This is a genomic window from uncultured Algimonas sp. (genome assembly GCF_947498175.1).
In the GTDB taxonomy this organism is placed as follows: Bacteria; Pseudomonadota; Alphaproteobacteria; order Caulobacterales; family Maricaulaceae; genus Litorimonas.
This window is the reverse complement of sequence record NZ_CANMJB010000011.1, coordinates 25000-48711: the sequence shown is the minus strand read 5'-3', so window position 1 is coordinate 48711 and position 23712 is coordinate 25000. Positions and strand designations below refer to the sequence as shown.

The following is a 23712-nucleotide window of genomic DNA, read 5'->3' as shown; positions in this document are numbered from 1 at the left end:
GGGGTCCATCACGGGACGGCTAGGCCAGCCGGAACGGTGGGGAGATGGATCCCGGGTCGAGCCCGGGATGAGGGGGTGGGGAAATGGCTGACAAGCCGCAGTTTGGGCTTGCGACGAGGTGTTCCCTTCGCGTCCTTTGGGACGCGTGTCCGTGCCGGACAAGGTTTGCGACGATTGCCGTTGGCAATCTTAGACCTGCATAGTGGGACGCAAACCTGAGGGGCTAGGGTCGGGCGGGGACGCAAACCTGTGGGAGGCCCGTTTAGATGACCTGGATATCCTTGATCGGACTATCCGGATCGAAATAACCCTTTTCCTTCGGGAAGCTGACCTCGATCATGCGCATGACCGCGTCATAGGCCTGGGCGCGCATCGGTTCGGGGACCAGCACTTCGTTGGTTTCGTCGCGCAGGCACTCATAGAGGTTTTCCAGCGTGATGCGCTTCATGTGCGGGCAGAGATTGCAGGGGCGGACGAAATCGACGCCTGGGTTGGCCATGGCGACATTGTCGGACATGGAGCATTCCGTGAGGAGTATGACCTTGGCCGGGCTGTGATCGCCGACATAGTCGCTCATCGCCTTGGTCGAGCCGGTGAAGTCGCTCTCCGCCACGACTTCGGGCGGGCATTCGGGATGGGCCAGCACGACGACTCCGGGATTGGCGGCGCGCATGTCGCGCACGTCTTCGGCGGAGAAGCGGGCATGAACCTCGCAGCGGCCGTGCCAGGCGATGATCTCGATCCCGGTCTGGCGGGCGACGTTCTTGGCCAGGAATTCGTCCGGCAGCATGATGACCTTGTCGACGCCGTGTTGGGCCGCGATATGTTCGACGATGGCGACGGCATTGGAGCTGGTGCAGCAAATGTCGCTTTCGGCCTTCACGTCGGCGGAGGTGTTGACATAGGTGACGATGGGGATGCCGGGATAGCGTTGCTTGATGAGGCGGACGTCCGCGCCCGTGATCGAACTGGCGAGGCTGCAGCCCGCGCGCATGGAGGGGATGAAGACGCGCTTGTCGGGACAGAGGATCTTGGACGTCTCCGCCATGAAATGGACGCCGCCCTGGATGATCATGTCGGCGTCGGTCTTCGTGGCCTCGATCGCCAGACCGAGCGAGTCCCCGACATAGTCGCCGACCAGCGCAAAGATGTCCGGCGTCATGTAGTTGTGAGCCAGGACGACGGCGTTCTTCTGCTTTTTCAAGATGTTGATCGCATGGACCAGCGGGGCATAGGCCGGCCATTCGAAGGCGGGAATGAAATCGCTGACCTGGGCGTAAAGGTGATCTGTCGCGGCCTTGACTTCGTCCGTATAGGGCAGATCCTTCGGAAAGCCGTCAATGTCGTTGCCCGGCACGGCGCAGACGCCGTTCGGCACTTCGAGCGTCTGCCCGATCCAATTGCCGTCTTCCCAATTGAGGAGTTCCTTGCCCATGGATGGCCTTCGTTCGCGGTGGTCGTTGCCGACGATATAGGTCGTGTCAGCCGAACACGAAAGGCAGGGCGAGCACGAGCAGACCGAAGAGCAGTCCGGCCGCGATGGAAAAATTGGACAATCTGGAGGTCGGCCGCATCCGGCGGCGGTCCTGGATCCGTCCGACGAAACCCAGCGCGACGGCGAGCACGGCGGCGATCAGGGCGATCAGCTGCATGTCGGCCGTGGAAAGCCCGACACGTCCGTCATAGGCGCCTGTCGCGAAGCCGACGACCAGATTGACGCTCAGCGCCGCGGCGACGAGCGCGCTGATCGCGGCGAGCATGTTGATGACAGAACGCATGGACATCTCCGGGGTGAAAGCGCGACCGGGCATGGACCGCACCGGAAGCGCGGGCTTGGACATTGCGGCGCGCGGCGTCAAGCGCGGCGCGGCGTCAGGACGCGGAGCCGGGGCGCGGCAGGACGGTGGCGCCGCCGTCTTCCCTTCGCTAGAGGCGCGGCCATGATCAAGACCGCGCTCTACCATCTGTTCGTGCCCATGGGCCGAACCGGCCGCCGGACCTTCTGGGTCACGCTGGTCGCGTTTGCCGCCCTCGTCAGCGTCTTCAAATGGGGTTTGTTCCAGCACGACGCGGGCGGCGCGGTCTATTTCTGGGGCTTCCTGATCTGGCTGACCCTGCTGTTCTGCGGCCTGTTCGCGATCTACGGCAAGCGGTTGAAGGATTTCGGGCGGTCGGTCCTGCCCATCGTGACGCTGCTGACGGCGATCGTCGTCGTGCTGATCGTGATCATGCTGGCTTATGGCGGCGCGGAATATTTCGAGGCCTATTCCCAATATGAGCGCAAGGCCACGATCGACCCGGAAATCCGCCGCGCCATCAACGCGCGGTACGAGGCAAGAATGGCCGGGGCAGCCCCCCTCATAACGACGAGCATCAGCGCCCTGTTGATCGCGTTCACGCTGTGGGTCGGCCTCACTCCGGGCGACCAGGACGAGAACCGATACGGCCCGCCGCCAGGATGACTTTTTTCCGATTTTCCTTGCAAACGCCGCAGGAAACGTTAGTATTTTTATCGAGAAACGATATGAAAGGACTCATCCATGGGTAATCTCCTATTTTCGCCGAGCGGCCGCATCGGACCGAGCGCTTATTTCAAAGGCGTCATGATACTGGGAGTCATTTCCGCTCTTGCCAGCCTGTTAGGCCTGACTGGCGCCTTTGCCATGACCTTCGTGATTCTTGGTATTCTGTTGGTGTTGCTTGTTAGCTTTGTCATGCTCGGAATTAAGCGCAGTCACGATGCCGGAAAAACCGGCTGGATGGTTCTAACCCACATTTTGCTCTATCTCGGTGTCAGCACGGCACTGGATTTCATCCTGAAAGCAGTTGGTTTAGGTCCGGACCCCGAGCTTCAAGCGCGTGTTATGGAAGCGCAGCAATCCCAAGATGTTACAGCGTCAATGGAATTGACTGGCGAAGCACTACAGGCCGCAGCCATTCCGGGCGCGATTTCGTCCATCATCGGCGCGGTCATCGTTGCCTATCTGATCAATATGTTCAACAAGCAAGATCTGGGCGACAATCAATATGGCCCCGTCCCGCCAGCCTAATGACACTCTGGATTACGAGTGTTAAAGCCCGCCCGTCCGGCGGGCTTTTTCATGTCGGGCGTACGGGCCCGAACAGGCGATCGGCCTGGCGCATCAGGGCGGCGTCCACGTCCGCCATGCTCGCATCCACGCCAAGCGCGGCCAGCGACGTGACCCCGTAATCCCGGATTCCGCACGGCACGATGCCGTCGAAATGGGACAGGTCCGGGGCCACATTGATCGACAGACCGTGAAAGCTGACCCAGCGGCGGATGCGGATGCCGATCGCGGCGATCTTCTCTTCCACCGTGCCTGCTCGCCCGTCCGGCCGTTCGACCCAGACGCCGATCCGTCCGTCGCGCCGCTCCCCCCTCACCCCGAATTCCGCCAACGTGTCGATCACGAGCTGCTCCACCCCGGACACGAAACAGCGCACGTCGCGACCCCGGTCTCGCAGGTCGAGCATAAGATAGGCGACCCGCTGACCGGGGCCGTGATAGGTATATTGCCCGCCCCGCCCGGCCTCGAAGACCGGGAACCGGTCCGGGTCGACCAGATCGGCCGCATTCGCGCTCGTCCCGGCCGTATAGAGCGGTGGATGCTCGAGCAGCCAGATCTGCTCCGCCGCCTCGCCGCGCGCCACTGTGGCGGCGCGCGCTTCCATCTGCGACAGGGCCCGATCGTAGGGGACGAGCCCCGGCGCGACCGTCCAGTCGATGACACGATCCGACATCAGCGCCGCCCGGCCGCTGGCCGGCGCGCAGGCGGACCCGGCGTCAGGGTGGGAGGCGTCAGGGTTGGGCGCGGCCGGCATCGTCGAGGGCGTCGCGCAATATGTCCGCCGCTTCGGGATGGTCGTTATAGATGCGGCGGACTTCGGCGGAAACGCCCTGCTGCGCTTCGGCCAGCGCCGCGCCGCGCGAGGCCAGCGCCGCCATGTCGGAGAAGCTCGGCTCGCCCATCGTTTCGAACCGGTCGATGAGGACACGGTAATTGGCGACCATCGCCTCGACTTCGGGCCGGGCCGCTTCGGCCGCTTCCGCGCTGTCCACGCGGGCCAGCATCGTCGTCAGCTCCCGGCTGTCCGCGATCACCCGGTCGGCCATGTCGGGCAAGGACATGTCGGCGGCGATTTCGGCCGTGACGGGTGCGCTCGTCTCGGTCTGGGGCTCGCCGCCGCTGCAGGCCATGAGGAAAGCGGCCGGGAAAGCGGTGAGGATCATCAGGGTCGAGCGTGTCATAGCTTGGCCCATAGGCGGCGGGCCGGACCACCGCAAGCCCGGTCCGGCCCGCCTGTCAGCGGTTGCATGGGGAACGTGGGGGCGTCCCCCTAGCGTCCGCTGAACGTTCGCAGATGCGGCAGCAGGATTTGCGCCGCGTCCTGGTTGCGCGACTGGATGGCGTCGACTTCCGACATGAAGGCCTGGAGCTGCCGCGCCAGAACCGGCGAGCGTTCGGCCACCGCCATCATCGCGTCTTGGTCGGTCCGGTCCATGTTGCGCATGGCGGCGTTGACGCGGGCATATTGCTCACCCAGCGTCTGGAATTCGGGTATGGCGGCCTCGGCGGCGCCGACCGTTTCGATGCCGGACAGCAGAGCCGTCGCCGCTCGCAGATCGGCGATCGCCTTGTCGGCCAGTTCGGCCGGTCCGAGCGACCCGATGCTGGATGCGGACAGCACCTCTCCATCGTTGGAACCGCCGCCGCAGGACGAGAGCGTGCCGCCCAGCATCGCCGCGGCCAGAGCGCACAGGATCAATCGTTTCATTGGGTCTTCCCTTTCATTTCAAAGGGCCCTTTATCGATCCGATCCACCGCTCATAGGTCCCATATGGGACAAAGCCGCGGGATAAGGTCAGTCCGCGGACAGGAAACCGAAATCGAACTTGTCGAACGTCTCGCGAATGTCGCGGGCCTTGTTGGGATAGGTCCGGATCAGGGCCGCCATGGCTTGGTCCATATCGGCGCGAGCGGCGGCCAGTTCCGACCGGTTGGCCCGGATCGCGGCCAAGGCTGCCTCATTGCCAGCGGCGAGCTCGCGGTCCAGCCGCAGGGCGATGGTGCGGTAATCGGTCCCGACCGCCTCCAACCGCATAAGCGTGCTGTCCAGGTGGGCACGGTCGTCGATCTTGCCGAACTCCACGACCATGCCGTCCAGATCGCTGACCAGGCGCTCCACCATCAGAGCGGGCTCCAGCTCGCCGAGGTCGGCGGCACTGATCGTCTCGTCCGCCCCATCCACAGGCAAGGGCGAGGTGCGCGTGACGGGTTCGCAGGCGATCAGAGCGAAAGCGACGGGCAGCAGAAACGAAGTCCGGAGATGAGGCAGATAGGGTGTCATGGCAGGGTCTTTCGGAAACGATCAGATCGTATCCAGCCGGAACGGCTGCAGGGCCTCGGCGGTTTCGCGCCGCGACAATCCGCCGTGCCGCCTCGCGCTTCGTCACATCCGTATCGATGGCTGCCGATCCCGCAATTCTTGAGCAAAAGCCGCTTGCCAGACTGCCTGCCGCAATCCTATAGGCGCGGCCTGCTGACTGGCGTGCGGCCGTGGCGGAATTGGTAGACGCGCAGCGTTGAGGTCGCTGTGGGGTAAAACCCGTGGAAGTTCGAGTCTTCTCGGCCGCACCATTTTCAGAGCGTTTTCAATGCGTTAAGCCTCTGATTTGCTTAAGGAAAGCCCTTGGTTTTCCCGGTGCGTCCCGGCTTCTTGAGAGCTTTGCCTAACTTCTTGCCTTACAAAAGGCTCACAGGAGTAGGTTTGTGAAATCGATCCAGCGTCCCAATCAGTATCTGCGTCAACGCGGTGAAATCTGGCATTATGTGAGACGCGTGCCTAAGTCGGTGCGGCAAGCTGACGGTCCAGACATCATCTACCGCTCTCTCGACACAGACAGCCGAAGCGTTGCCCGCCAAAGACGCGACATTTGCGCCGCCGCGGACGACCAACGTTGGAACGAGATCACTCACGCTTGTTCAGGAAGTGCTAGCTCCCATGCTGTTTTGTGGGACACTCAACAGCGCTCTAGCATTGGGTTTTACCTACACGCCAGCTTCCCAGCTTGCCGAGCAAGCCACGCTCGAGCAAATTCTCCGGCGTTTGGACACGTTGGGGTCTGTCACTGCGAAGCCCACGAGAGAGAAGCTTCAGGACGCGGATGCGCTCCTCGGTCTTGTGACGCCGAACGATGTCACGATCACGCAGGCCTTGAACCTCTATCTGGGCGAAATCGCTTTGGATGAGCAGGGCGGAAAATCGCCCGAGCAGTTGAAGACCTACACAAAAGTCAAACGACGCGCCGTCGCCAACTTCATCAAGCTGAATGGCGACCTGTCCATGACGGACATCGACCGCGACCATGCGCGCAAAGTCTATCGCCATTGGGCTGACCGCATCCATCCGAACGATAGGCAAAAGCCTGTCAGCGGCAACAGCGGCAATCGCGACCTTGGCAATCTCAGAAAGCTCTACCGCCGATACTTCGAACACATCGGACAAGAGAGCCGCGAGAACCCGTTTCGCAATCTTCGCTTTGCCGCCCCGAAGTTGAAGACGATCAAACCCTTCACCGATGATTTCGTTCGAACGCGCATTCTCCAACCGAGTGTGTTGGAAGGCCTGAACCGAGAGGCAGCTCTGCTTTGTTACGTGTTAATCGAGACCTGGTGTCGCCCAAACGAGATTGCGAACCTACTTTCCGAAAACATACGGCTGGACGACGATGTTCCCTACATTCGGATTCGATCAACCAAGGCTCGGCAGCTCAAGTCGGCCGCATCCGTGCGCGAGATTCCCTTGGTCGGCATCGCGTTCGAAGCGATGAAGCGGTCTTCGGACGGCTTCCCGCATTACAGGGATCGCGGATACCTCCTGTCCCAATCGCTCTTAAAAGCGTTCAAGTCGCGCGAGCTTATCCCGTCGGACCAGCACCGCATTTACAGCTTTCGGCACAGCTTCGAAAAACGAATGCTCGAGGCCGGGCTAGACTACGGGCTTCGTTGCACGCTCATGGGCCATCGTAACCCTCGACCAGAGTATGGAGACGGTGGCTCATTGGTTTACCGACGAGACGAGCTGCTTAAGATCGTGCATCCGATACCAGATGGCCTTCTGACATCATATCCGTTTCCGGAGTAATTCCGAGATCGCTGCACTACTTCCGTGACTGTTTCAGTATGGAATTTAGACGAGACTGTCTGGACCGCATCGTCTCCAACTCAGTCTCTAATCTCTCAAACAGGGGCCAAGCATCCGCACTGTGTAGTTCTATAATCCAAGCTAGCGTCTCAAGGTCTTTGATGATTTCTGCAGGAATATTGCGCATCCAGATCGTAGTACCGGGTTCTGGTTAAACCTTCCATCAAGATCGCGGTGGGTTTCAACTGCATGCAAGGATAAGCAGAGACGAACTAGGGAAGAGGCAACATGCACGCAGTTTCAATAAACATCCATTGGCATGTGGACTTGAAGTCAGCCAAATGTGTACCAATCTTTCGCATGCTATTTAACCGGTGATCAGCTCAACTGTAGACACAACCTCAAAGCCGGCCATTAGCTTAGTATGAATTTCCCTAACAGTTGTTCGCAGAGATACTCTCTCGCAACATTATACGTCGATGTTTGTGTAAATTAGCCAGAACGCTATCATTCTTGTCTATGCTAGCCGTCTTCGGCAAAGTTTGATTTCGACAGAGAGTTTTCGCCCGAGATTTGCATACTATATCTAGACGGACGCCTCCCAAACTAACCCGTACAGATTACATCCGAAATGCATCAGCTTCTTCAACACTGTGAAAGGGATAGGACGACAGAGATCGTGCGCTTAAAATAGTCTTTATACGCATCATGTTTTGTCCACGACGCCAGCGCCCTTTGCCCGCTTCTGATAGTGACATCCGCTGTAACGTTTGACTCACCTTCACTGAGAAACAATGCGTACGGGTCTAATGAGATGTGTCAGCATGACAATGGCCAACCGGCGGCACTTCACCTCGCTCGTCCGTGTGACGACCGGCTTACGAACAATAGATCAAAGGCACAGATAGGTTGCTTCATTTTTGCTTAAGCGCTTTGTTGAGTTCTCCCGCAGACTGATAGTCAATGTCGAGCAGCAATCTCTATCCAGAGCGATAAGGAGTGGTCCGCAAACCAATCTTTCTCTCTTGAGATTGTTACATTATAGCGATAAAAGTGGATATGGGAGCGTTCGGTAAATCGGGATTTATGATGCGTGCGCTTTGCGTACTCTTCGTTTCAATCTTGTTTTACGGCCAAGCTCTTGCCGGAAGTCACGTCCATGAAGATGCGGATCATGAACCTGCGGAGACCTGCAAAGTCTGCGTTGTTGCAGCGCCCGACGAACAAGACGTGTTACCAGTACAGCTGGAGCCAACCGACACTCCGATTTTCATGGACGAGGCGCGGTACGCGACCGCAACTCAAAGTTCGCCGGAATTCGGTCTCATCGAAACTTGGTACAGTCCGCCACCATTACCGGACGTTCGGCCGAACGCAGCCCGCGCCCCACCTCATTAGCCATCACTGACGACCCGGAACGGCTTTAACGCCGCGTCCGATGACCGATCCACCCTCGTGCATCGCACGAAGGCTGCGTGATATTTTGCTATTGAACATAAGGGGACCCGTGTGCGTCCAATGACCCAATCCGCCCTGCTGCTTGCAGGGGCGAGCCTCCTGGCTTTTCCGCTATCCGCGTCCGCCCAGACCGCAGACGATCCCGTCGATGTCACGCCGGAAAAAGTCTTCGAAGATACAATTCTTGTGACGGGACGCCGGATCGACAATTACAAGGCCGTCGATGCGCTGACAGGAACCCGGGTGCAGGCGTTGCTGAAAGATATCCCCCTGACGGTTTCGGTTGTTCCTGCCCAACTTATTGAGGACCGGGGGATCAACTATCTTGGCGCAGCGCTGGACACGGTGCCGGGTGCGCAACGCAAGCTCGGCTATGGAGGCGTACAGAACTTCGGGGCCTATCTTCGCGGGTTCGACGCCAGCTTCCTGACGCTGCGGAACGGCGTTCGGGATTTCGGCTTCTATACACTGCGCGACGCAGCCAATGTGGAGCGCTTTGAGGTTTTGAAAGGACCAGGATCGGTTCTGTACGGAGCTGTTTCGCCAGGTGGAATTACGAATACGATCACGAAGAAACCGACTGAAGCGCGACTCGCCAGAGGTGTGCTGACCGTAGGTAGTGACGATTTCTATCGCGGCGAACTCGATCTCGGCGGGCCGCTTGACGATAATGTTGGGTACCGGTTGAACGCCGCCATCGAAGATGCGGGCAGCTTCCGGGACCAAGTCGAAAGTAACAGTTTTTTTATTGCGCCAGTCGCCTCCTTCCGGCTGGGTCAGGACACGGACTGGATTGTCGAGCTCGAACACAAAAAGAGCGAATATACGTGGGATCTGGGCCTTCCCCGTGACCCCATCATATTCCAGCTGCCCGTCAGTCGTTTTCTAGGCGAACCGGATGGCATCAACGATGTTGACTCGACCTATGTGGCGTCCGTTCTAGAGCACAGATTCAACGATGACTGGCGTTTCAGACAGACGACCGGCTACGCAAAAACCGACGGCGATTATAAGCTTCGTTCGGCTTTTCGCTTGTCGGCGGACAGGCTGACGGCGGACCGGAGCGCTTTTGACACCGAAGAAGAATCCAAGACCTTCGTGCTGCAAAACGACATTGCGGGCGAGTTCACGACCGGAGTTCTAGAACACCAGCTTGTTGTCGGGCTTGAATATTATGACGTCGAACAATCATATGCGTTCGAGTTTCGGCCTTTAGCGCCGATCGACCTCTTCAATCCCGTTTACGGCGCGCAAGCCGGAGCCGGGTTTCCCCTGTTTGCGGACAGAATTTCCAGCGAAGCCTACGGGCTCTACGCGCAGAACCTGATCTCCATCGGGGATAAGGTAAAACTGCTGCTGGGCGGCAGGTACGACTCGGTCGACAACACGAACTTCAACATATTAACGAACACGTTGACTCGCGAGGGCAACGACAATGCATTCAGTCCGCAAGGCGGTGTTGTCTATCAGCCGGATGAGGCCACAAGCTGGTATGTAAGTTACGGGGAATCCTTCCTGCCCATCACAAGTGGCGTCACGGCTGAGGGCGAACAGCTGGTGCCCGAACAGGGACAGCAATTGGAAGTCGGCGTGAAGCGATCCTGGCTGGATGGCCGTCTGTTTGCGACATTCGCCGTCTATTACATTACCAAGCAGAACGTTTCGACACTCGATCCCGACAATCCTCTCTTCCGCGTCCAGACAGGCGAGCAGCGCAGCCAAGGTGTCGAATTCGATGTCAGCGGCTCCCCGTTCGAAGGTCTCGACCTGACTTTCGCTACCTCCTACATCGATGCGGAGGTCACGGAAGACAACCGGTTCGCGGTTGGCTCCAGACTGCCGGGGGCTGCGGATTTTACGGCCAGTCTTTGGGGGAAGTATACGGTGCAGGCCGGGTTCGCAGAAAACCTGTCCGTTGGGGCCGGTGCGTTCTACGTCGGCGACCGACAGGCGGCTCTGCCAAATGCGGACTGGACCCTGCCCGCCTACACGCGGTTTGATGCGATGCTGAGCTACCCGTTCGACAAGGTCTCGGTACAGTTAAATATCCGAAACCTGACGGACAAGAAGATCTACGATCTGACTAGCACATCCATCCTGCCGCAGGAACCGCGCAGCGTCTCGCTCCGCTTGGCCTATGACTTTTAGCGTGCGCCATGTTTGAAATCGCCCGACACGAATTCCAGCATCAATTTCGCGACGGCCGCCTGACGATCGCCAGCCTCGCCTTTTTTGCGCTGCTGGTATCCGCCATCGTGTCGGGATGGGTGCAACATGCCGAGGCGCAGCGTCAGCATCACGCGTTCACCTCGGAAGCTCGTGCGCAGTGGCTGACGCAAGGCGAACGCCACCCCCATCATGCGGCGCATTTTGGCAACTATGTCGTCAAACCGGAACTAAGCCTCGCATTGTTCGAACCCGGCCTGCGACCGTTCGTGGGACAGACGCTTTGGTTGGAAGCCCATGAGCGTCCGGCCTTCACCAACATTCCGTCCGAAGACGATCAGACGCTCAATACCGGTCTCGGCGTTGTCAGCGGGGCGGCCGCTGTCCAGATGCTGGGAAGTCTATTGGCCTTGGTGATCGGGTCGTTGGCCATCGTCGGCGAACGTGAAAAAGGGACGTTGCGACAGGCCTTGTCCCAAGGCGTTCGTCCGGGCGTCTGGATCGGCGGAAAGATTGCAGGCCTCGCCTCCATCCTGGCTGTGCCGATCGTCCCGGCCGCTGTGATTGCTATGGTTGGATTTCTCCTCATAGCCCCTGCAGACACGCGATCGGACGTCGGTGTGCGAGCGGTTCTGATGTTAAGCACAAACGGGCTGCTCATTCTGATCGCTCTCATCGTGGGATTGACAGTCTCGGCCCTAGTTCGCACGTCTAGAGCGGCGCTGTTGCTGGCGCTGGGTCTGTGGATTTCCGGTTTCATTCTGGCCCCGCGCCTGGCTTCGACCCTGTCGTCGCACTTTGCACCGACGCCGAGCCTGGCGGAGTATAATGCCGCTGTCGGAGACGTGTTCGACGCAGGGTTCGACAAACGCGGCGGCTATATGCAGCAGTTCGAAGCCCTTCGCGTGACCACGCTTGAAGAATACGGCGTCGAAACGCTGGACGCACTCGAAACGGGATATTCCGGTATCCGCATGAAGCATCTGGACGCCTGGTCTACCGAAGTCGACGATCGGGAGTTTGCTCGTTTGCAGGAGGTCTACGGCCGGCAACAGGCCATTCGCCTGGGTGTTTCGTCGATTTCGCCTTTCGTTGCCGCGCGGAGTGTCTCGCAAGGCATGGCCGCGATGGACTGGGCGCATTACCAGGATTTTCTGACAGCGGCGGAACGCTATCGACGCGAGTTTGGCTATCAGATGAACGATCTGCTCCAGCAGCGGGTCACAGGCGAACGTTGGGAAATGGATGGTCAGAACGCCGACTGGGCAAAGGTCGAGCCCTTCCAATATCACAATCCGAGCGCTTTTTGGGCCATCAGACAGCAGACTGGGTTCCTGATGGTACTCTTGCTCTGGCTCGCGGCCTCATGGGCCGCTCTGGCCTTTGTAACACGGCGATTGCGACCATGAACGGGCGATTACAACAGGAGTGGCGGCTTTTTCTCAAAGCGCCTGCGACTTTACCGCTTTTGATCGTGCTGACCGTGCTGAGCGCGTTTGCCGTCTACAACGGCAGTCACCGCGTGGTCCAATCGGATAGGGCTGTTGCGGCAGCGCTCGCCGACGACATCGAACGATATGCGACCTATGAGAAAACTGCCGCAGACTTCGAAGCGGGCCTTATCACGGAAGCGGAACTCGGCAGCGTCAGAAACGCGCACAGTACAGTACTATTTAGGGGTGCCGCACGTGTTCTAATTCCGGTGCGTTCGGAACTCGGCTTCCTTTCCGCTGCCGAACAAAGACCCACACCCGACCTGCAGAGGATCGGCATAAATACCCGATACGGGAATACGGATCCCGCGCTCGACAACCCCGAAAACCGTCTGGACGGACCGTTCGACTCTGTTTTCATCATAAGCTGGCTGGTCCCGCTTTTCGTTCTACTTTTGAGTTACGATGTCATGGCAAGAGACCGGGAGCATCGCGGCTCCGCCCTTCTCGCCGCGCAAGCGGGCGGGTTGAGGACAATTATCGTCCAGCGGCTTCTGGTTCGCTTCGCGGCGGTCTTTGGAATTGTTGCCACAATATTGCTGCTTGGCACGCTCTATAACGAGCCGGATCGTTTGGGGACGGCCTTGCCCGGACTGGCCGTTCTTCTTTTAGGTCTTGGCCTGATCATCGGGTTCTGGATCTGCCTATCGGCCGGTATAAATGCCCGCGCGAAGAATGCAGCGACGGCGGGTCTCGTTCTGTTGACGGTGTGGGTCGGAACGTCTTTGCTCGCCCCGGTAGCGATCAGCATCATTCTTAACCGGACCGCTCCACCACCCGACCGATTGCAGGGCATCTTGGAAATGCGCGAAATCCAGAACGACCTTAACCGACGGCGCGACGCGGTCAGTCAGGCCTATTACGATGCCCAGCCGGATAATCGGCCCGTTCGACAAGGCAATGAGTATGAGGAATATTGGGTCCGAGAACTTTACCCGCGCATCCTGGCCTTCGACGCAGCTTTCGCGCCTCTGGCGCAAGAGCGTGAAGCTGCCCGCGTCCGACAGTCCGAAACACTGCGCAGAGCCTCCGTGGTCAGCCCGTCGCTGGCCATGAAGCTGCTGGGCGACGATCTATCGGGCGGGACGCCGGAACGTCGCCAGAGCTTTCTGAGATCGGTCGACGATTATCAGAGGCAGTGGCGCGACCATTTCGACGACAAGCTCGCGTCGATGCGACCCTTGACGGCGGCGGATTACGCCTCCGCGCCGATCTATATCGCGCCGGCGGAGGACAAGATCGACCGGATGCGAAGACTGGTCGAGCGGCTCGCCGCTCTGGCTCTGGCTTTCGCCGTTGCCTTCGCGTGGGCTTGGTGGTCGCTGAAACGGGTTGAGCCATGATCAGGGATAAAACCAATGCTTAAAGCCGAGACACTGACCGTCACATATGGGTCTCATACCGCACTGGGCGGTCTGGACCTCGATATTGCAGAGGGCGAAATCTACGCGCTGCTCGGACCCAATGGCGCGGGCAAGACGACCACGATCAACGCGTTTCTAGGTTTTGTCGATCTCGCCGGTGGGCGCACCAGTGTTGCGGGTATAAACGTTCAGGAGAACCCGGTCGCGGCCCGACGCGCGCTGGCTTACATTCCTGAGCAGGTCAACCTGTATGGCTGGTTTTCCGGTTTAGAAAATCTCGATTATTTCGCTCGGCTTGGCGGACAGTCCTACGACCATGACGTGCTAAAGAGATTTTTGACGCAAGCCGGACTGCAGGAAGAGGCCTTCGGTCGGAAAGTCGTCGGCTACTCCAAAGGCATGCGCCAGAAGGTCGGGATCGCCATAGCCTTGGCCAAACAGGCGAAAGCCCTCCTGCTTGATGAACCAACCAGCGGCCTGGATCCCGCCGCCTCCTACGAGTTCAGCGAGTCCCTCAAGCGCGTCAGCGGACAGGGTGTGGCTGTTTTGATGGCCACGCACGACCTCTTCCGCGCCTTGGATATCGCAGACCGGATCGGCATCATGCATTCCGGCATTCTGCAGGATGAACGGGCTGCGAAGGAACTGTCGGCGCGCGAGTTAGAGTCGCTCTATCTGTCAGTTGCGCGAGGCCGGGTACATCAAGCTTCGTCTGGAATGAAGATATGAGCTCGTATCTGGCAATCTTTGTATGTCATCTTTTTACAGAGTTGCGTCTCTCGTGACCGATTTGCCTATTTTGGGACAGTGTAGATTTTCCAGCAGAAAGCGCGCCATAGGATTCGCGCTGCCAATGGTGCTAACCTTGTTTTTGGCCTCCCCCATTCTTGCCCAGGTCGACCCGGCAGACATTTCCACGATTGCGGAAGCTCCCAGCAATACCGAAATATACCCTCGTAGTTTTTTCAATAAGTTTTTCCCTCAGACAGCTCTCGAACTGCTTCAACGCGTGCCGGGCTTCGGCATTCAGGGCGGCAGCGATGTGCGGGGCTTTGCGGGCGGGGCGGGCAATGTGCTGGTCGACCAAGAGCGCCCGACTATTAAGGCAGGCGGGCTGGAGGACTTCCTGATGCGCATTCCCGCTGACGCAGTCGAGCGGATCGAGATCACACGTGGGGCGCAGCGTGCTGGCGAAACGGCCGGACAAAGCATTGTCGCCAATGTGGTGCGCAAGCCCGACATCATTGCGGGAACCTGGTCGGCCGAGCTGGAACGCAACTCGGACGGTCTGGTTTATCCACGTGGCGAGGTGTCCATCACAGCTCCTCTCGGCGCGTGGACGACGACGACCAAGCTCAACGCTTTCTGGGAGCAGTTTCCGTTTACGAAATTCGACCGCCGGACGTTCGACGCTGATGGTGAGCTGGTTCTGTTCGAGAAAGAAACCCTGCCATCGACCTTGCGCGACGCATTCATTGCGACAGAGGCAAAACGCTTGCTCGGGGGTGGGTCGCTCACGCTGAATGCGAGGTTCGGCAATAGTCGGTTTTATCGAGAAACGGGACGGGACGGGTTTATCGCTCGTTTGCCAAACGGCGCGCCTGACCGGCGCACGGATATTCGGTTCGACTCCGAATTCTGGGAGGGCGAGCTCAGCGCGGACTGGACAAAGACCGTGCGCGACGATTGGTTCGTGAAAGTGCTGGGTCTGGGCTCGTTTCGCGATAGTGAGGTCAGCTCTTTGAACACTGTCGAAGAACCCATCGGTTCGCCGACATCAATCAGCCGGTTTGAGGCCTCCCGCTTCCCGGTCGAACTTCTGACGCGCGGGACCTATGGCAAGCTGGATGGCAAGCTCCGTCCAGAGGTTGGCGTCGAGCTTGCTTATAACCGACTGGACTCCGAGATCGCTTTTCAGTTCGAGGACAGCGGGGTCATCACCCCAATCGACCTCCCGGCCTCTGATGTCACGATTGAGGAGTTTCGCGGCGAGGCGTTTGCCAATCTGACTTGGGTGGCTTCTCCCAAATGGACAGTCGAAGCGGGCATGGCGGTCGAAACATCCGACATCACCATTGGCGGTGACGCAGAAGGTGACGGCAGCTTTACATTCGTCAAGCCGTCGCTCGCCGTGACCCAAAAATTCTCCGATCAATTTCAGCTTCGCGCAGCCATACGCCGGAGTGTCGGGCAACTGGATTTCAACGATTTCGCCGCCTCCGCAAACGCAGAGGATGACCGCTTGCTGGGCGGCAATCCCAAGCTTGGCCCCGACCAGACAACGCGTGCGAGCCTGACAGCGGATGTGCGCGCCAAATCGGGTGCGGCCTTGAACATCGGTGCATTCCACGAATGGCGCGAAGACGTGCTGGAACAGGTTATTCTTCCGTCCGGGGCCTTTGGCGTCGCCAATGCCGGATCGGCGCAAGTCTACGGTATCGAGGCCAATGCCAGTCTGCCGCTGACACGCTTTATTCCCGGCGGATTGCTGGAAGCGGACGTGACCCTTCGCAATTCCTCATTCGATGACCCGCTAACGGGGATGACGCGCAATATCACCGAGCTTCGCGACCCGCTCATCAAGATCGATTTCCGCCAAGACCTGACAAACTTAAAGGTCGCCTGGGGTGTGGGTTATGAAGCTCCTTACGACATCGCCTTCTTCTTCGTGGACGAGATCGATGCAGGATCACCGAGTTCCGGTTGGACGGCCTTTATCGAGACCACGCGCTTCTTTGGCGTCAAGTCTCAGCTTGAAGTCCGAAATATTGGCGGGCGGAATCTTCCTAGAGAGCGGCTGTTTTTCGAGCCGACCCGTGCCGGAGCGCTGACAGGTTCCGAATTTCAAGACCGACAGCGCGGCGCTTTCGTAAAGCTAACAATTTCAGATCAGTTTTAACGGCTTTCCAAGAACGACCTGCAAGTGAGCATAATGCGGAATCCCCGATTGGCAAAAGGTTCGATCATCTGCTCCAAAGAGAAAGTGTAACGATAGACCTTCCCCTTGCGGATAGATAAACTCAATGCCGACGCCAGCGCCACGCCTTATGGGCACATGTTACCGCTAACGCAGTTTGATGCGAAAATTCGCCTAAAACGGCATTGCGACCCGCGTAAGTCTGCTCAAGCTCTTGGGGAGGACAGCGGCTAGTCTCCCCTCGAAGTCAATGGGCAGGAGGTCAGTCAGCGTCCGGTACCACCAAAGCTCAACGCATTGTAGAGTCGCCGTACAAAGGCTTCGTCGTCGGCTTCTGTCACGGTAAGACTTTTAAGGTTGATCGGCTGGGCACTTCTTTGCTCTGGCAGTCATAAAGACATACGATCAGCTAATGGACAAGGGTTGAAAGGCCGCTCCGCAGAAGACACGTAATTCGGTTCAACGCTTCGACTAGACTACCGAAACCAAGCACTTCAAAGCCGCCAACCTCTAGCTCAGAGGTGGACGACATGATGGGAGCAGATCAGTGTTGGGACTGGTGTGTATGTGAAAAAATAAACATTTCGATAGAGGATCTAAGGAGGTCATCGAAAGGAGCCCATTTAAACTCCGAAACGTTTATGAGTAACGACAGTATTCCATGGATGTTGGCAAATAAGAGTTGCGAAGCGAACTGGGGGTCGCCCTCTCTGAATTCGCCAGATTGCATGCAGGACGCAATCAAGTCCTCGGCGATGACATATCGCCCGACGGCTGAGGAGCCGTCGACGTAAAGCACGTCATCAGAGTCGGTCACCTGATCTTTGACCATGTACACCAATTCGAAGCGTTCCGGGTGACTAAACCAATAGTTGCCGTAGCATTGTGCGAAAGCTCGTAAGCGACCAATTGGAGAGGCCTCCGCCGAAACCGCTTCTTCACATAAATCGAACAGCTCTACAAAAAAATCTTCCCAAACATACCTGACTATTTGCTGCTTGCCGGAAAAATATAGGTAAGGGCGTCTCGCCGAACATCCGGCTCTGACAGCTATCTTTCGCATCGATACATTGTCAAAACCTTCTTCAGCGAAAAGCGATTTGGCCGCCTCGATAATTTGGCGGCGGATTTCCGTTGCCTCCTCCAAGGATTTAGCCGGACGCCCGACAGTCTTTTTTTCCGTCATGTGTGACTCACAAACAGCACCATCAGGCGGGTTGACAATTTGGGTAACGCGTATATAAAACCTGAAAACACTGCATTTGGATCAACGGATACAATGATAAAGCCCTCGGTCAACAACGAGTATGGTCACCTCGAAAAGGTAGTCATGTGCCTGGCCAATGCCGTTGATTTCGATGCCACCAATATCCCGCCTGATCTCATCGACGAGGCGGCCATGCATCAAGCCGTGCGCCACCCGCAGCGCCCCTACGACCAAGCCTTGGTCCACCGGCAGCAGCAGGCGCTCGCCAAAGTGATCGAGAACAATGGCGGCGACGTGTTGTGGGCGAAGCCGTTGGGATCGGGTGTCGCGCAGCATTACACACGCGACGTCGGCTTCACGGTCGGCTCCGTCACCATCGTCGACCGCCCCCGGCGCCCATACCGCCGGCGCGAGTTGGAGGGTCTCGATCCTGTTCTGGAGCAGATCGAGACGGTCGCCCGCGTCACGCGCGGCTGCATCGAGGGTGGCGACGTCATGGTCGACCGCGACACTCTGATCATCGGACTAGGGGAAGAAACTGACCGTGAGGGGATCGCCAATGTCGAGGAGATCTTGAGCGACCATGGAATCGACATGCCGGTCAGGACACTCGAATTCACGCATCGTGGCGTAATCCACACAGACACGTTGTTCAACATCGTCGCGGAAGGCGTAGCCATCATTCAGCGCGATTCCTTCGGCGAGGACGATCTCAAGTGGCTCTCTAGCCGCTTCGAATTGATCGATGCGACGCAAGACGAGGCGGGCGGCATGGAAATCAATACGCTGGCGATCGGTGGCGGCAAGGTCGTCATGCTGGCGCCTGGCGGACGATTGGCCGACGAGATCGCCAAAAAAGGTTTGGAGCCCATCCTCCTGGACTATTCCGAAGTGATCGCGCTTCCGGGATCCTTCCGCTGCACAACATTTCCCATCGTGCGTCGCTAAGCCAATTCGTCACGAAGCCTCAAGGCAGGATCGATCATGCAGTTCTTTAGAGTAACCGTTGGGGAGTTTCCCGCAGTCTTTCGTGTGGGCGCACAGGAATGGGCGCTCGCCTGCGAGCAGGTCAAGCGCACCGAAACCGACTTGCTTGTGCTCAACGAACTTCCCTTCGGGCGCTGGCTTCCGTCTTCAGATACGTTTGATCAGGAGGATTTCGATCAATCCGTCGCCGACCATGACGCGGCGATAGACGCTCTGGCGGACTTTGGTGCGCGCAATGTCATCGGCAGCCGCCTGATGATGCAGGACGGCAAGCGCGTGAACGCGGGGTTTGTCTGGCGGGAAGGACAGGGCGTAGAGAACTTCTACACGAAACAGCACGTTCCCAACTCGCTCGGTTATTGGGAGCAGCAATGGTACGTGCCGGGCGAACGGAAATTTCCCGTCATCGATGTGGGCGGCGTCAAAGTCGGAATGTTGATCTGCACGGACGTCATGTTCAACGAGCACGCTCGCCATTACGGCCGGAACGGGGCGCAATTGATCGTGGTCCCGCGCGCCATGCCGCCGCTGATGAAGGATTTCTTCGACACGGCTATGCGCATGGCGTCCGTGTCCTCAGGCTGTTACGTGGCGTCCTCCAACCGTACGGGTGTCAACGACCTGAATGAGCCCTTCGAAGGGCGAGGCGTCATCTATAATCCGGCCTGTCAGGGCATGGCCCAGACAAGCGGTCTTTCGACCGTGGCATTTTCCGACATCGATCTGCATGCCGTGGCTTTCAAGCAGACTTTCTACCCCTGCGACGTTCCCGAATAGGGAGGGCAGAATGGCGCAATCCACCCATGGCGCGGTTGACTGCATTGTCGTCGGTGCGGGCTTCGCGGGATTGTGCGCCGCCGCCAAACTCGAGGCGGAAGGGTTCCGCGTCAAAGTGCTAGAGGCGCGGGACCGCGTCGGCGGCCGAACGGAAAGCGGGGAGATCGCGGGGCTGACGGTCGATCTGGGCGGCATGTGGGTCGGGCCGACGCAGACCGCGCTATCTAGCTTGGGGGAAACGTTGGGGGCGAAGACCTACCCGACCTTTCTCCAAGGGCGCAGCGTCGGCCGGGTCAAGAACAGGCGCGTCGAGGTCGAAGGCGAGTCTCTGGAAAACGAGATCGGCTTGGTGTCCAAGGTCAAGCTCGGCCTTCTGATCGCGAAGCTAGAGAAAATAGGAAGCGAGATCGACCCCGGATCTCCATGGGAGAGCGCTCTCGCCGAAAGGCTGGACCGGCACACGGTCGCGTCATGGGCGGACCGCAACATCGGAGACCGGAATGTCCGGACCCTGGTGTTTTTCATCGTTAGGAGCGTCTTCTGCTGCGAGCCGGAAGATCTCTCCATGCTGTTTTTCCTGTTCTACCTGACATCGGCCGGCGGACTTGAAGTCCTGGTGCAAGCCGGCCCGGGTGGGGCGCAAAATCATCTGTATGTCGGCGGTCTTCATCAGCTCGCCGTCAAACTCGCGGATCGGCTTCGCTCGGAGATCGTGTTCGGTGCCGAAGTTAGCGCGATCACGCAGTCAGAGACAGGTGTCAGGGTGGAAACCTCCGAGGCGGACGTCTATTCCGCCGCGGCTGTCATCATGACCGCGCCCCCTCCCCTCGTCAATCTCATGCGGTTTGATCCGCCATTGCCCGCCGCACGCGAGGAGCTTCTCAAGCGCCAGGTCATGGGGGCCTGCATCAAGGTCTGGATCGCCTACGAGACGCCATTCTGGCGTGAGCAAGGACTGAACGGATCGCTGGTGGACGACCGCAACGACGTCGCGCCCGTCTTCGACGTGACGCCTCCCGGCGCATCGGTCGGGCTCCTTAGCGCCTTTTTCGACGCCAAGGCGGCCGTGGATTGGAAAGACCGCACGCCCGAAGCGCGCCGAGACGAAGTCTTGCGAACCCTTGTCGCCGCCTTTGGAGACAAAGCGGCCGAGCCGGTGGATTTCATCGAGCGGAACTGGTGCGAGGAAACGTTCTCGGGCGGATGTTACGGGGCCTACATGCCGCCTGGGGCCATGACAAAATACGGCGCATCCCTGCGACGCCCGCACGGCCGCGTCTTTTGGGCCGGCACAGAGACGTCTCCGGTCTGGTCCGGCTATATCGACGGTGCGATCCGTTCAGGAGAGGCTGCTGCCATGGACGTCGCGGAATTCCTGAAACATTAATCGGATCAATCGGACTCTCCGGCGGATGAAAGCGGACGTCGCATCGCCGCCTCTGCCCGCCTTTACCGCTCGGCCGTCGATGGCAGCGCTCTGCGTCATCAGCGCAACCGCCGGACTGTTGTTCAACATCGCTCCGCAAACGACCAACATACTCCGCATGGTCTTCGGACTCTCCCCGAAACAGATCGCCTATCACTCCGCTTGGATCAGCCTTGGTTTCGGGTTGGGGATCGTGGCAGCAATGTTCCGGTTCGCGATCCAGCGCTTAGCCTTGGTTGTCGGGCTGCTGCTGATGGCCCTGCTCGCGCCGCTCTATGCCGCCCTCGATCCGATGGCCGCCGCGCCCCTCTTCGCCCTGCCAGGATTCGGTTGCGCCATGGTCGTCGGGGGGCTGTTCAGAATCGTCAGCCTGACAGGCGACGGGGCACGGGCAGTCGGCCTTCTTTTCGCCGCGCAGATGCTGGCCGCTCTGATCGCCAACGCTTTTCTTGAAAGCCCGCTCTCATTGACCGTTCATGTATCGGGGTTGGTCATGGCCCACACGGCCATGATTGGCCTGAGCCTGTTCTGCGTGAAGGCGGTCGTATATCCGGGCGTTACCGTTGCCACGCCGTCAATCCCATGGCGAGACAAGCTCTCAGCCGCTTTGGTGATGTCGGCCATAGCGACGTTCCTGACCGGGATTGTTGGTATCTGGACGTTTCTCGTGACCTTCGAAAACGCTATGTCGGAAAGCAGTTTCGTGTCCTGGACGATCCTGTCGCTGGTGTTCGCCATGCTGGGATCCTTGGCCGCCACCGTTCCACAGATTATCCGCATCCTTCCGCTATCCGTCGCCCTCGTGGGGGCCGCCGCGGTCGCGGGTTGCTTTATGATGGCCGTGCCTGAGCTTGCGCTGTTCGGCTTGGCCTTGCTGTCGTTCGGCTGGAATTTCGGCTTGGCCGTCGGAACCGCCCGTTTGGGGCATTTTGGCGGTTCGGCCTCGCTTGTGCCGCTCGCGCTCGCCATGATCGGCGTGGGTGGCGCCTTGGGGGCGGGCTTGGTCGGGTGGCGTTTGGAGGTCGGGCCGCCTGACGAAGCGCTCCATGTCGCGGCCATGCCAATCGGTTTCGGCTTCGCATGGCTCGCCCTTCTGACGATGCGGGCAGGATTCGGGCCGGATATCAAGGGAGATCACCGTGGATCGTGATTGGATGACGGCGCATTTAGAGGCGCAGAAACAGCAACAGGCAGCTTCGCCCGACCCGTCTGCCCGCGTCAGGCGGGACCGCTTGTTGCGGGCGGCTTCTGCCTTGAAAACTCACGAGGCAGACTTTGTCGACGCGCTCGCCGAAGACTTCAACGGCCGGGCCGCGGAAGTCACCCTCATCGCGGACCTCGCGCCCTCGATTCATGCCCTGAAACATGCCGCCAAGCTTGTGGAGCGCTGGATGAAGCCACAAGCGCGGCGTGTCGAAGCGCCGCTTGGGCTGCTCGGTGCGAAAGCACGCGTCGTTCTGCGCCCCAAAGGTGTCGTCGGAATAATGTCGCCTTGGAATTTTCCGGTCAATTTGACCTTCGGGCCCTTGGCCGGGGTGTTGGCGGCGGGCAACCGGGCCATGATCAAACCTTCGGAACTCTGCCCGAACACCTCTTCTTTGATCAATACGGTCGTTCGTGCCGTGTTCGATCCAGACGAAGTCGCCTGTGTCACCGGGGGCGCCGACATCGCTGCGGACTTCTCGTCGCTGCCGTTCGACCACCTGATTTACACGGGCGGGGGCGCCATAGGGCGGAAAGTAATGAAAGCGGCCGCTGAAAACCTCACGCCGTTGACGCTGGAGCTCGGCGGGCGCTGCCCGGCGATCGTCGACCGTGGCGCAAACCTAGAACTTGCCGCGAAACGCATCGCGACGGGAAAGCTGCTGAATGCGGGGCAGGTCTGTCTTGCCCCCAATCACGTTTGGGTGGCCCAGCCGCAGGAAGACGCGTTCGTATCCGCACTGTGCGACGTGATCTCCCAAATGTATCCCGCCGATGGCGATGCGTCCGACTATACCGGCATTATACACCCGAGGCACCTGTCGCGTTTGGAAGACCTTATAAAAGCGGCGGAGGGAGACGGTGCCACCGTCATTTGGCCGGCGGGCCGACGCAAGTCCGAGACTCGCTTAATGCCGGCCTTGGTCACCGATTTAACGGCGGATAGTTCCATCATGCAGGAGGAGATATTCGGGCCCATCCTGCCAATTCTACGCTTTGATTCCCTTGACGACGTTGTAAATGACATCGGTCGCGAGCGCTGGCCCCTTGCCATCTATCCTTTCATGCCCGACCGCGAACGGCGCGACAGGCTGATGTCAAGAACACTGTCGGGCGGGGTTTGCATGGATGATTGTCTTCTGCACTTTTCGCAGGAAAATCTACCCTTCGGTGGTGCAGGTCAGTCCGGCTATGGAGCCTATCACGGACGGGCGGGGTTCGACGAGTTCTCCCACGCGCAATCCGAATTCAGGCAGATTCGAAGCTGGGATCTCTTGAAGATCGCCAGACCCCCCTACAGCCCCAAGCTTTCTAAAATGATCAAGTCGCGGTGGTGATCTCACTGGTATGCGTTCGCATCCTGCTGCGGCTTCGTTGCATCATGGTCATGCCTATCTACGGGTGAGTGTATCGGCGCAATTTTCCCAAAATATCATACGCCGCCTAGCAAGATGGAGCAACCTCGGCGATAATTTACTTTACGCGTTTATTAAACTGTTACAGGGTCTCTGAAGTGAGGCTAAGGCAGATAACAACCGGCCTCCTTC

Annotated in this window: 20 protein-coding genes, 1 tRNA gene and 1 pseudogene; 15 read left to right on the top strand and 7 right to left on the bottom strand. The window is 58.9% G+C overall.

Annotated features, from left to right (window positions below; translation table 11 throughout):
• Nucleotides 1-262: 262 nt before the first annotated feature.
• Both nadA and Q0718_RS12370 read right to left on the bottom strand, forming a co-directional pair.
• Nucleotides 263-1435: a quinolinate synthase NadA gene (gene nadA, locus Q0718_RS12375; protein ID WP_298918431.1), complete on the bottom strand. Its 1173-nt coding sequence runs from the start codon at nucleotides 1433-1435 to the stop codon at nucleotides 263-265.
• Nucleotides 1436-1481: 46 nt separating this feature from the next.
• The gene (locus tag Q0718_RS12370) at nucleotides 1482-1778 is read right to left on the bottom strand and encodes a hypothetical protein (RefSeq protein ID WP_298918428.1); all 297 of its coding nucleotides are present in this window, start codon (nucleotides 1776-1778) and stop codon (nucleotides 1482-1484) included.
• A 162-nt stretch (nucleotides 1779-1940) separates the two neighbouring features.
• Between Q0718_RS12370 and Q0718_RS12365 the strand changes: the two genes are divergently transcribed.
• Complete coding sequence (locus Q0718_RS12365; protein WP_298918425.1) at nucleotides 1941-2462, top strand: DUF805 domain-containing protein; 522 nt, start codon at nucleotides 1941-1943, stop codon at nucleotides 2460-2462.
• 78 nt (nucleotides 2463-2540) lie between these two features.
• On the top strand, nucleotides 2541-3050 hold the full coding sequence (locus Q0718_RS12360; protein ID WP_298918423.1) for a DUF805 domain-containing protein: 510 nt from the start codon (nucleotides 2541-2543) through the stop codon (nucleotides 3048-3050).
• Between the two features lie 49 nt (nucleotides 3051-3099).
• Here the strand turns inward: Q0718_RS12360 and lipB are convergent, their stop codons facing one another.
• The 4 genes from lipB to Q0718_RS12340 form a co-directional block, all read right to left on the bottom strand.
• Nucleotides 3100-3762, bottom strand: a complete 663-nt coding sequence (lipB, locus tag Q0718_RS12355) for a lipoyl(octanoyl) transferase LipB (protein WP_298918416.1) — start codon at nucleotides 3760-3762, stop codon at nucleotides 3100-3102.
• Nucleotides 3763-3820: 58 nt separating this feature from the next.
• Entirely contained in the window at nucleotides 3821-4270 is a 450-nt protein-coding gene (locus Q0718_RS12350) for a hypothetical protein (protein WP_298918413.1), read from the bottom strand.
• An 89-nt stretch (nucleotides 4271-4359) separates the two neighbouring features.
• The gene (locus Q0718_RS12345; RefSeq protein WP_298918410.1) at nucleotides 4360-4797 is read right to left on the bottom strand and encodes a hypothetical protein; all 438 of its coding nucleotides are present in this window, start codon (nucleotides 4795-4797) and stop codon (nucleotides 4360-4362) included.
• A gap of 87 nt (nucleotides 4798-4884) precedes the next feature.
• Nucleotides 4885-5370, bottom strand: coding sequence for a hypothetical protein (locus Q0718_RS12340; protein WP_298918405.1), 486 nt, complete (start codon nucleotides 5368-5370; stop codon nucleotides 4885-4887).
• Nucleotides 5371-5573: 203 nt separating this feature from the next.
• On the opposite strand from Q0718_RS12340, the gene Q0718_RS12335 reads away from it, so the two are divergent.
• From Q0718_RS12335 to Q0718_RS12305, 8 genes and pseudogenes are all read left to right on the top strand, one after another.
• A tRNA-Leu gene (locus tag Q0718_RS12335) sits at nucleotides 5574-5660 on the top strand.
• Nucleotides 5661-5792: 132 nt separating this feature from the next.
• Nucleotides 5793-5933 (top strand): annotated as a pseudogene (locus Q0718_RS13745) (DUF6538 domain-containing protein); the annotation flags it as partial.
• Between the two features lies 1 nt (nucleotide 5934).
• A complete protein-coding gene (locus Q0718_RS12330; RefSeq protein WP_298918402.1) occupies nucleotides 5935-7167 on the top strand; it encodes an integrase in 1233 nt (410 codons plus the stop codon).
• Between the two features lie 1518 nt (nucleotides 7168-8685).
• Nucleotides 8686-10773, top strand: coding sequence for a TonB-dependent siderophore receptor (locus Q0718_RS12325; RefSeq protein ID WP_298918399.1), 2088 nt, complete (start codon nucleotides 8686-8688; stop codon nucleotides 10771-10773).
• Nucleotides 10774-10781: 8 nt separating this feature from the next.
• Complete coding sequence (locus Q0718_RS12320) at nucleotides 10782-12200, top strand: ABC transporter permease subunit (RefSeq protein ID WP_298918397.1); 1419 nt, start codon at nucleotides 10782-10784, stop codon at nucleotides 12198-12200.
• Nucleotides 12197-13627 carry a DUF3526 domain-containing protein gene (locus tag Q0718_RS12315; RefSeq protein WP_298918395.1) on the top strand — a complete coding sequence of 477 codons (1431 nt, stop codon included), beginning with the start codon at nucleotides 12197-12199 and terminating at the stop codon, nucleotides 13625-13627. The genes Q0718_RS12320 and Q0718_RS12315 overlap by 4 nt, the downstream gene beginning before the upstream one ends.
• Nucleotides 13628-13642: 15 nt before the next feature.
• Nucleotides 13643-14377 carry an ABC transporter ATP-binding protein gene (locus Q0718_RS12310; protein ID WP_298918392.1) on the top strand — a complete coding sequence of 245 codons (735 nt, stop codon included), beginning with the start codon at nucleotides 13643-13645 and terminating at the stop codon, nucleotides 14375-14377.
• A gap of 52 nt (nucleotides 14378-14429) precedes the next feature.
• On the top strand, nucleotides 14430-16547 hold the full coding sequence (locus Q0718_RS12305) for a TonB-dependent receptor (RefSeq protein WP_298918389.1): 2118 nt from the start codon (nucleotides 14430-14432) through the stop codon (nucleotides 16545-16547).
• A 562-nt stretch (nucleotides 16548-17109) separates the two neighbouring features.
• Here the strand turns inward: Q0718_RS12305 and Q0718_RS12300 are convergent.
• Nucleotides 17110-17751, bottom strand: coding sequence for a TetR/AcrR family transcriptional regulator (locus Q0718_RS12300; RefSeq protein WP_298918387.1), 642 nt, complete (start codon nucleotides 17749-17751; stop codon nucleotides 17110-17112).
• Between the two features lie 93 nt (nucleotides 17752-17844).
• Between Q0718_RS12300 and Q0718_RS12295 the strand changes: the two genes are divergently transcribed.
• From Q0718_RS12295 to Q0718_RS12275, 5 genes are read left to right on the top strand one after another with little or no spacing between them, the layout of a single operon-like run.
• Nucleotides 17845-18720, top strand: a complete 876-nt coding sequence (locus Q0718_RS12295) for an arginine deiminase family protein (protein WP_298918385.1) — start codon at nucleotides 17845-17847, stop codon at nucleotides 18718-18720.
• Nucleotides 18721-18756: 36 nt separating this feature from the next.
• Entirely contained in the window at nucleotides 18757-19536 is a 780-nt protein-coding gene (locus tag Q0718_RS12290) for a carbon-nitrogen hydrolase family protein (RefSeq protein ID WP_298918382.1), read from the top strand.
• A 10-nt stretch (nucleotides 19537-19546) separates the two neighbouring features.
• Entirely contained in the window at nucleotides 19547-20923 is a 1377-nt protein-coding gene (locus Q0718_RS12285; RefSeq protein WP_298918380.1) for an FAD-dependent oxidoreductase, read from the top strand.
• 25 nt (nucleotides 20924-20948) lie between these two features.
• Complete coding sequence (locus Q0718_RS12280; protein WP_298918377.1) at nucleotides 20949-22112, top strand: hypothetical protein; 1164 nt, start codon at nucleotides 20949-20951, stop codon at nucleotides 22110-22112.
• Nucleotides 22102-23502: an aldehyde dehydrogenase family protein gene (locus Q0718_RS12275; RefSeq protein WP_298918374.1), complete on the top strand. Its 1401-nt coding sequence runs from the start codon at nucleotides 22102-22104 to the stop codon at nucleotides 23500-23502. The genes Q0718_RS12280 and Q0718_RS12275 overlap by 11 nt, the downstream gene beginning before the upstream one ends.
• Nucleotides 23503-23712 lie beyond the last annotated feature (210 nt).

What these genes read in the sequence shown, in the direction of transcription:
- Q0718_RS12370 (WP_298918428.1), bottom strand. Translation starts at nt 1,778, where the DNA reads ATGCGTTCTGTCATCAACATGCTCGCCGCGATCAGCGCGCTCGTCGCC.
- Q0718_RS12290 (WP_298918382.1), top strand. Translation starts at nt 18,757, where the DNA reads ATGCAGTTCTTTAGAGTAACCGTTGGGGAGTTTCCCGCAGTCTTTCGT.
- lipB (WP_298918416.1), bottom strand. Translation starts at nt 3,762, where the DNA reads ATGTCGGATCGTGTCATCGACTGGACGGTCGCGCCGGGGCTCGTCCCC.
- Q0718_RS12325 (WP_298918399.1), top strand. Translation starts at nt 8,686, where the DNA reads ATGACCCAATCCGCCCTGCTGCTTGCAGGGGCGAGCCTCCTGGCTTTT.
- Q0718_RS12295 (WP_298918385.1), top strand. Translation starts at nt 17,845, where the DNA reads ATGATAAAGCCCTCGGTCAACAACGAGTATGGTCACCTCGAAAAGGTA.
- Q0718_RS12345 (WP_298918410.1), bottom strand. Translation starts at nt 4,797, where the DNA reads ATGAAACGATTGATCCTGTGCGCTCTGGCCGCGGCGATGCTGGGCGGC.
- Q0718_RS12320 (WP_298918397.1), top strand. Translation starts at nt 10,782, where the DNA reads ATGTTTGAAATCGCCCGACACGAATTCCAGCATCAATTTCGCGACGGC.
- Q0718_RS12285 (WP_298918380.1), top strand. Translation starts at nt 19,547, where the DNA reads ATGGCGCAATCCACCCATGGCGCGGTTGACTGCATTGTCGTCGGTGCG.
- Q0718_RS12365 (WP_298918425.1), top strand. Translation starts at nt 1,941, where the DNA reads ATGATCAAGACCGCGCTCTACCATCTGTTCGTGCCCATGGGCCGAACC.
- Q0718_RS12350 (WP_298918413.1), bottom strand. Translation starts at nt 4,270, where the DNA reads ATGACACGCTCGACCCTGATGATCCTCACCGCTTTCCCGGCCGCTTTC.
- Q0718_RS12280 (WP_298918377.1), top strand. Translation starts at nt 20,949, where the DNA reads ATGAAAGCGGACGTCGCATCGCCGCCTCTGCCCGCCTTTACCGCTCGG.
- Q0718_RS12340 (WP_298918405.1), bottom strand. Translation starts at nt 5,370, where the DNA reads ATGACACCCTATCTGCCTCATCTCCGGACTTCGTTTCTGCTGCCCGTC.
- Q0718_RS12310 (WP_298918392.1), top strand. Translation starts at nt 13,643, where the DNA reads ATGCTTAAAGCCGAGACACTGACCGTCACATATGGGTCTCATACCGCA.
- Q0718_RS12315 (WP_298918395.1), top strand. Translation starts at nt 12,197, where the DNA reads ATGAACGGGCGATTACAACAGGAGTGGCGGCTTTTTCTCAAAGCGCCT.
- Q0718_RS12300 (WP_298918387.1), bottom strand. Translation starts at nt 17,751, where the DNA reads ATGACGGAAAAAAAGACTGTCGGGCGTCCGGCTAAATCCTTGGAGGAG.
- nadA (WP_298918431.1), bottom strand. Translation starts at nt 1,435, where the DNA reads ATGGGCAAGGAACTCCTCAATTGGGAAGACGGCAATTGGATCGGGCAG.
- Q0718_RS12360 (WP_298918423.1), top strand. Translation starts at nt 2,541, where the DNA reads ATGGGTAATCTCCTATTTTCGCCGAGCGGCCGCATCGGACCGAGCGCT.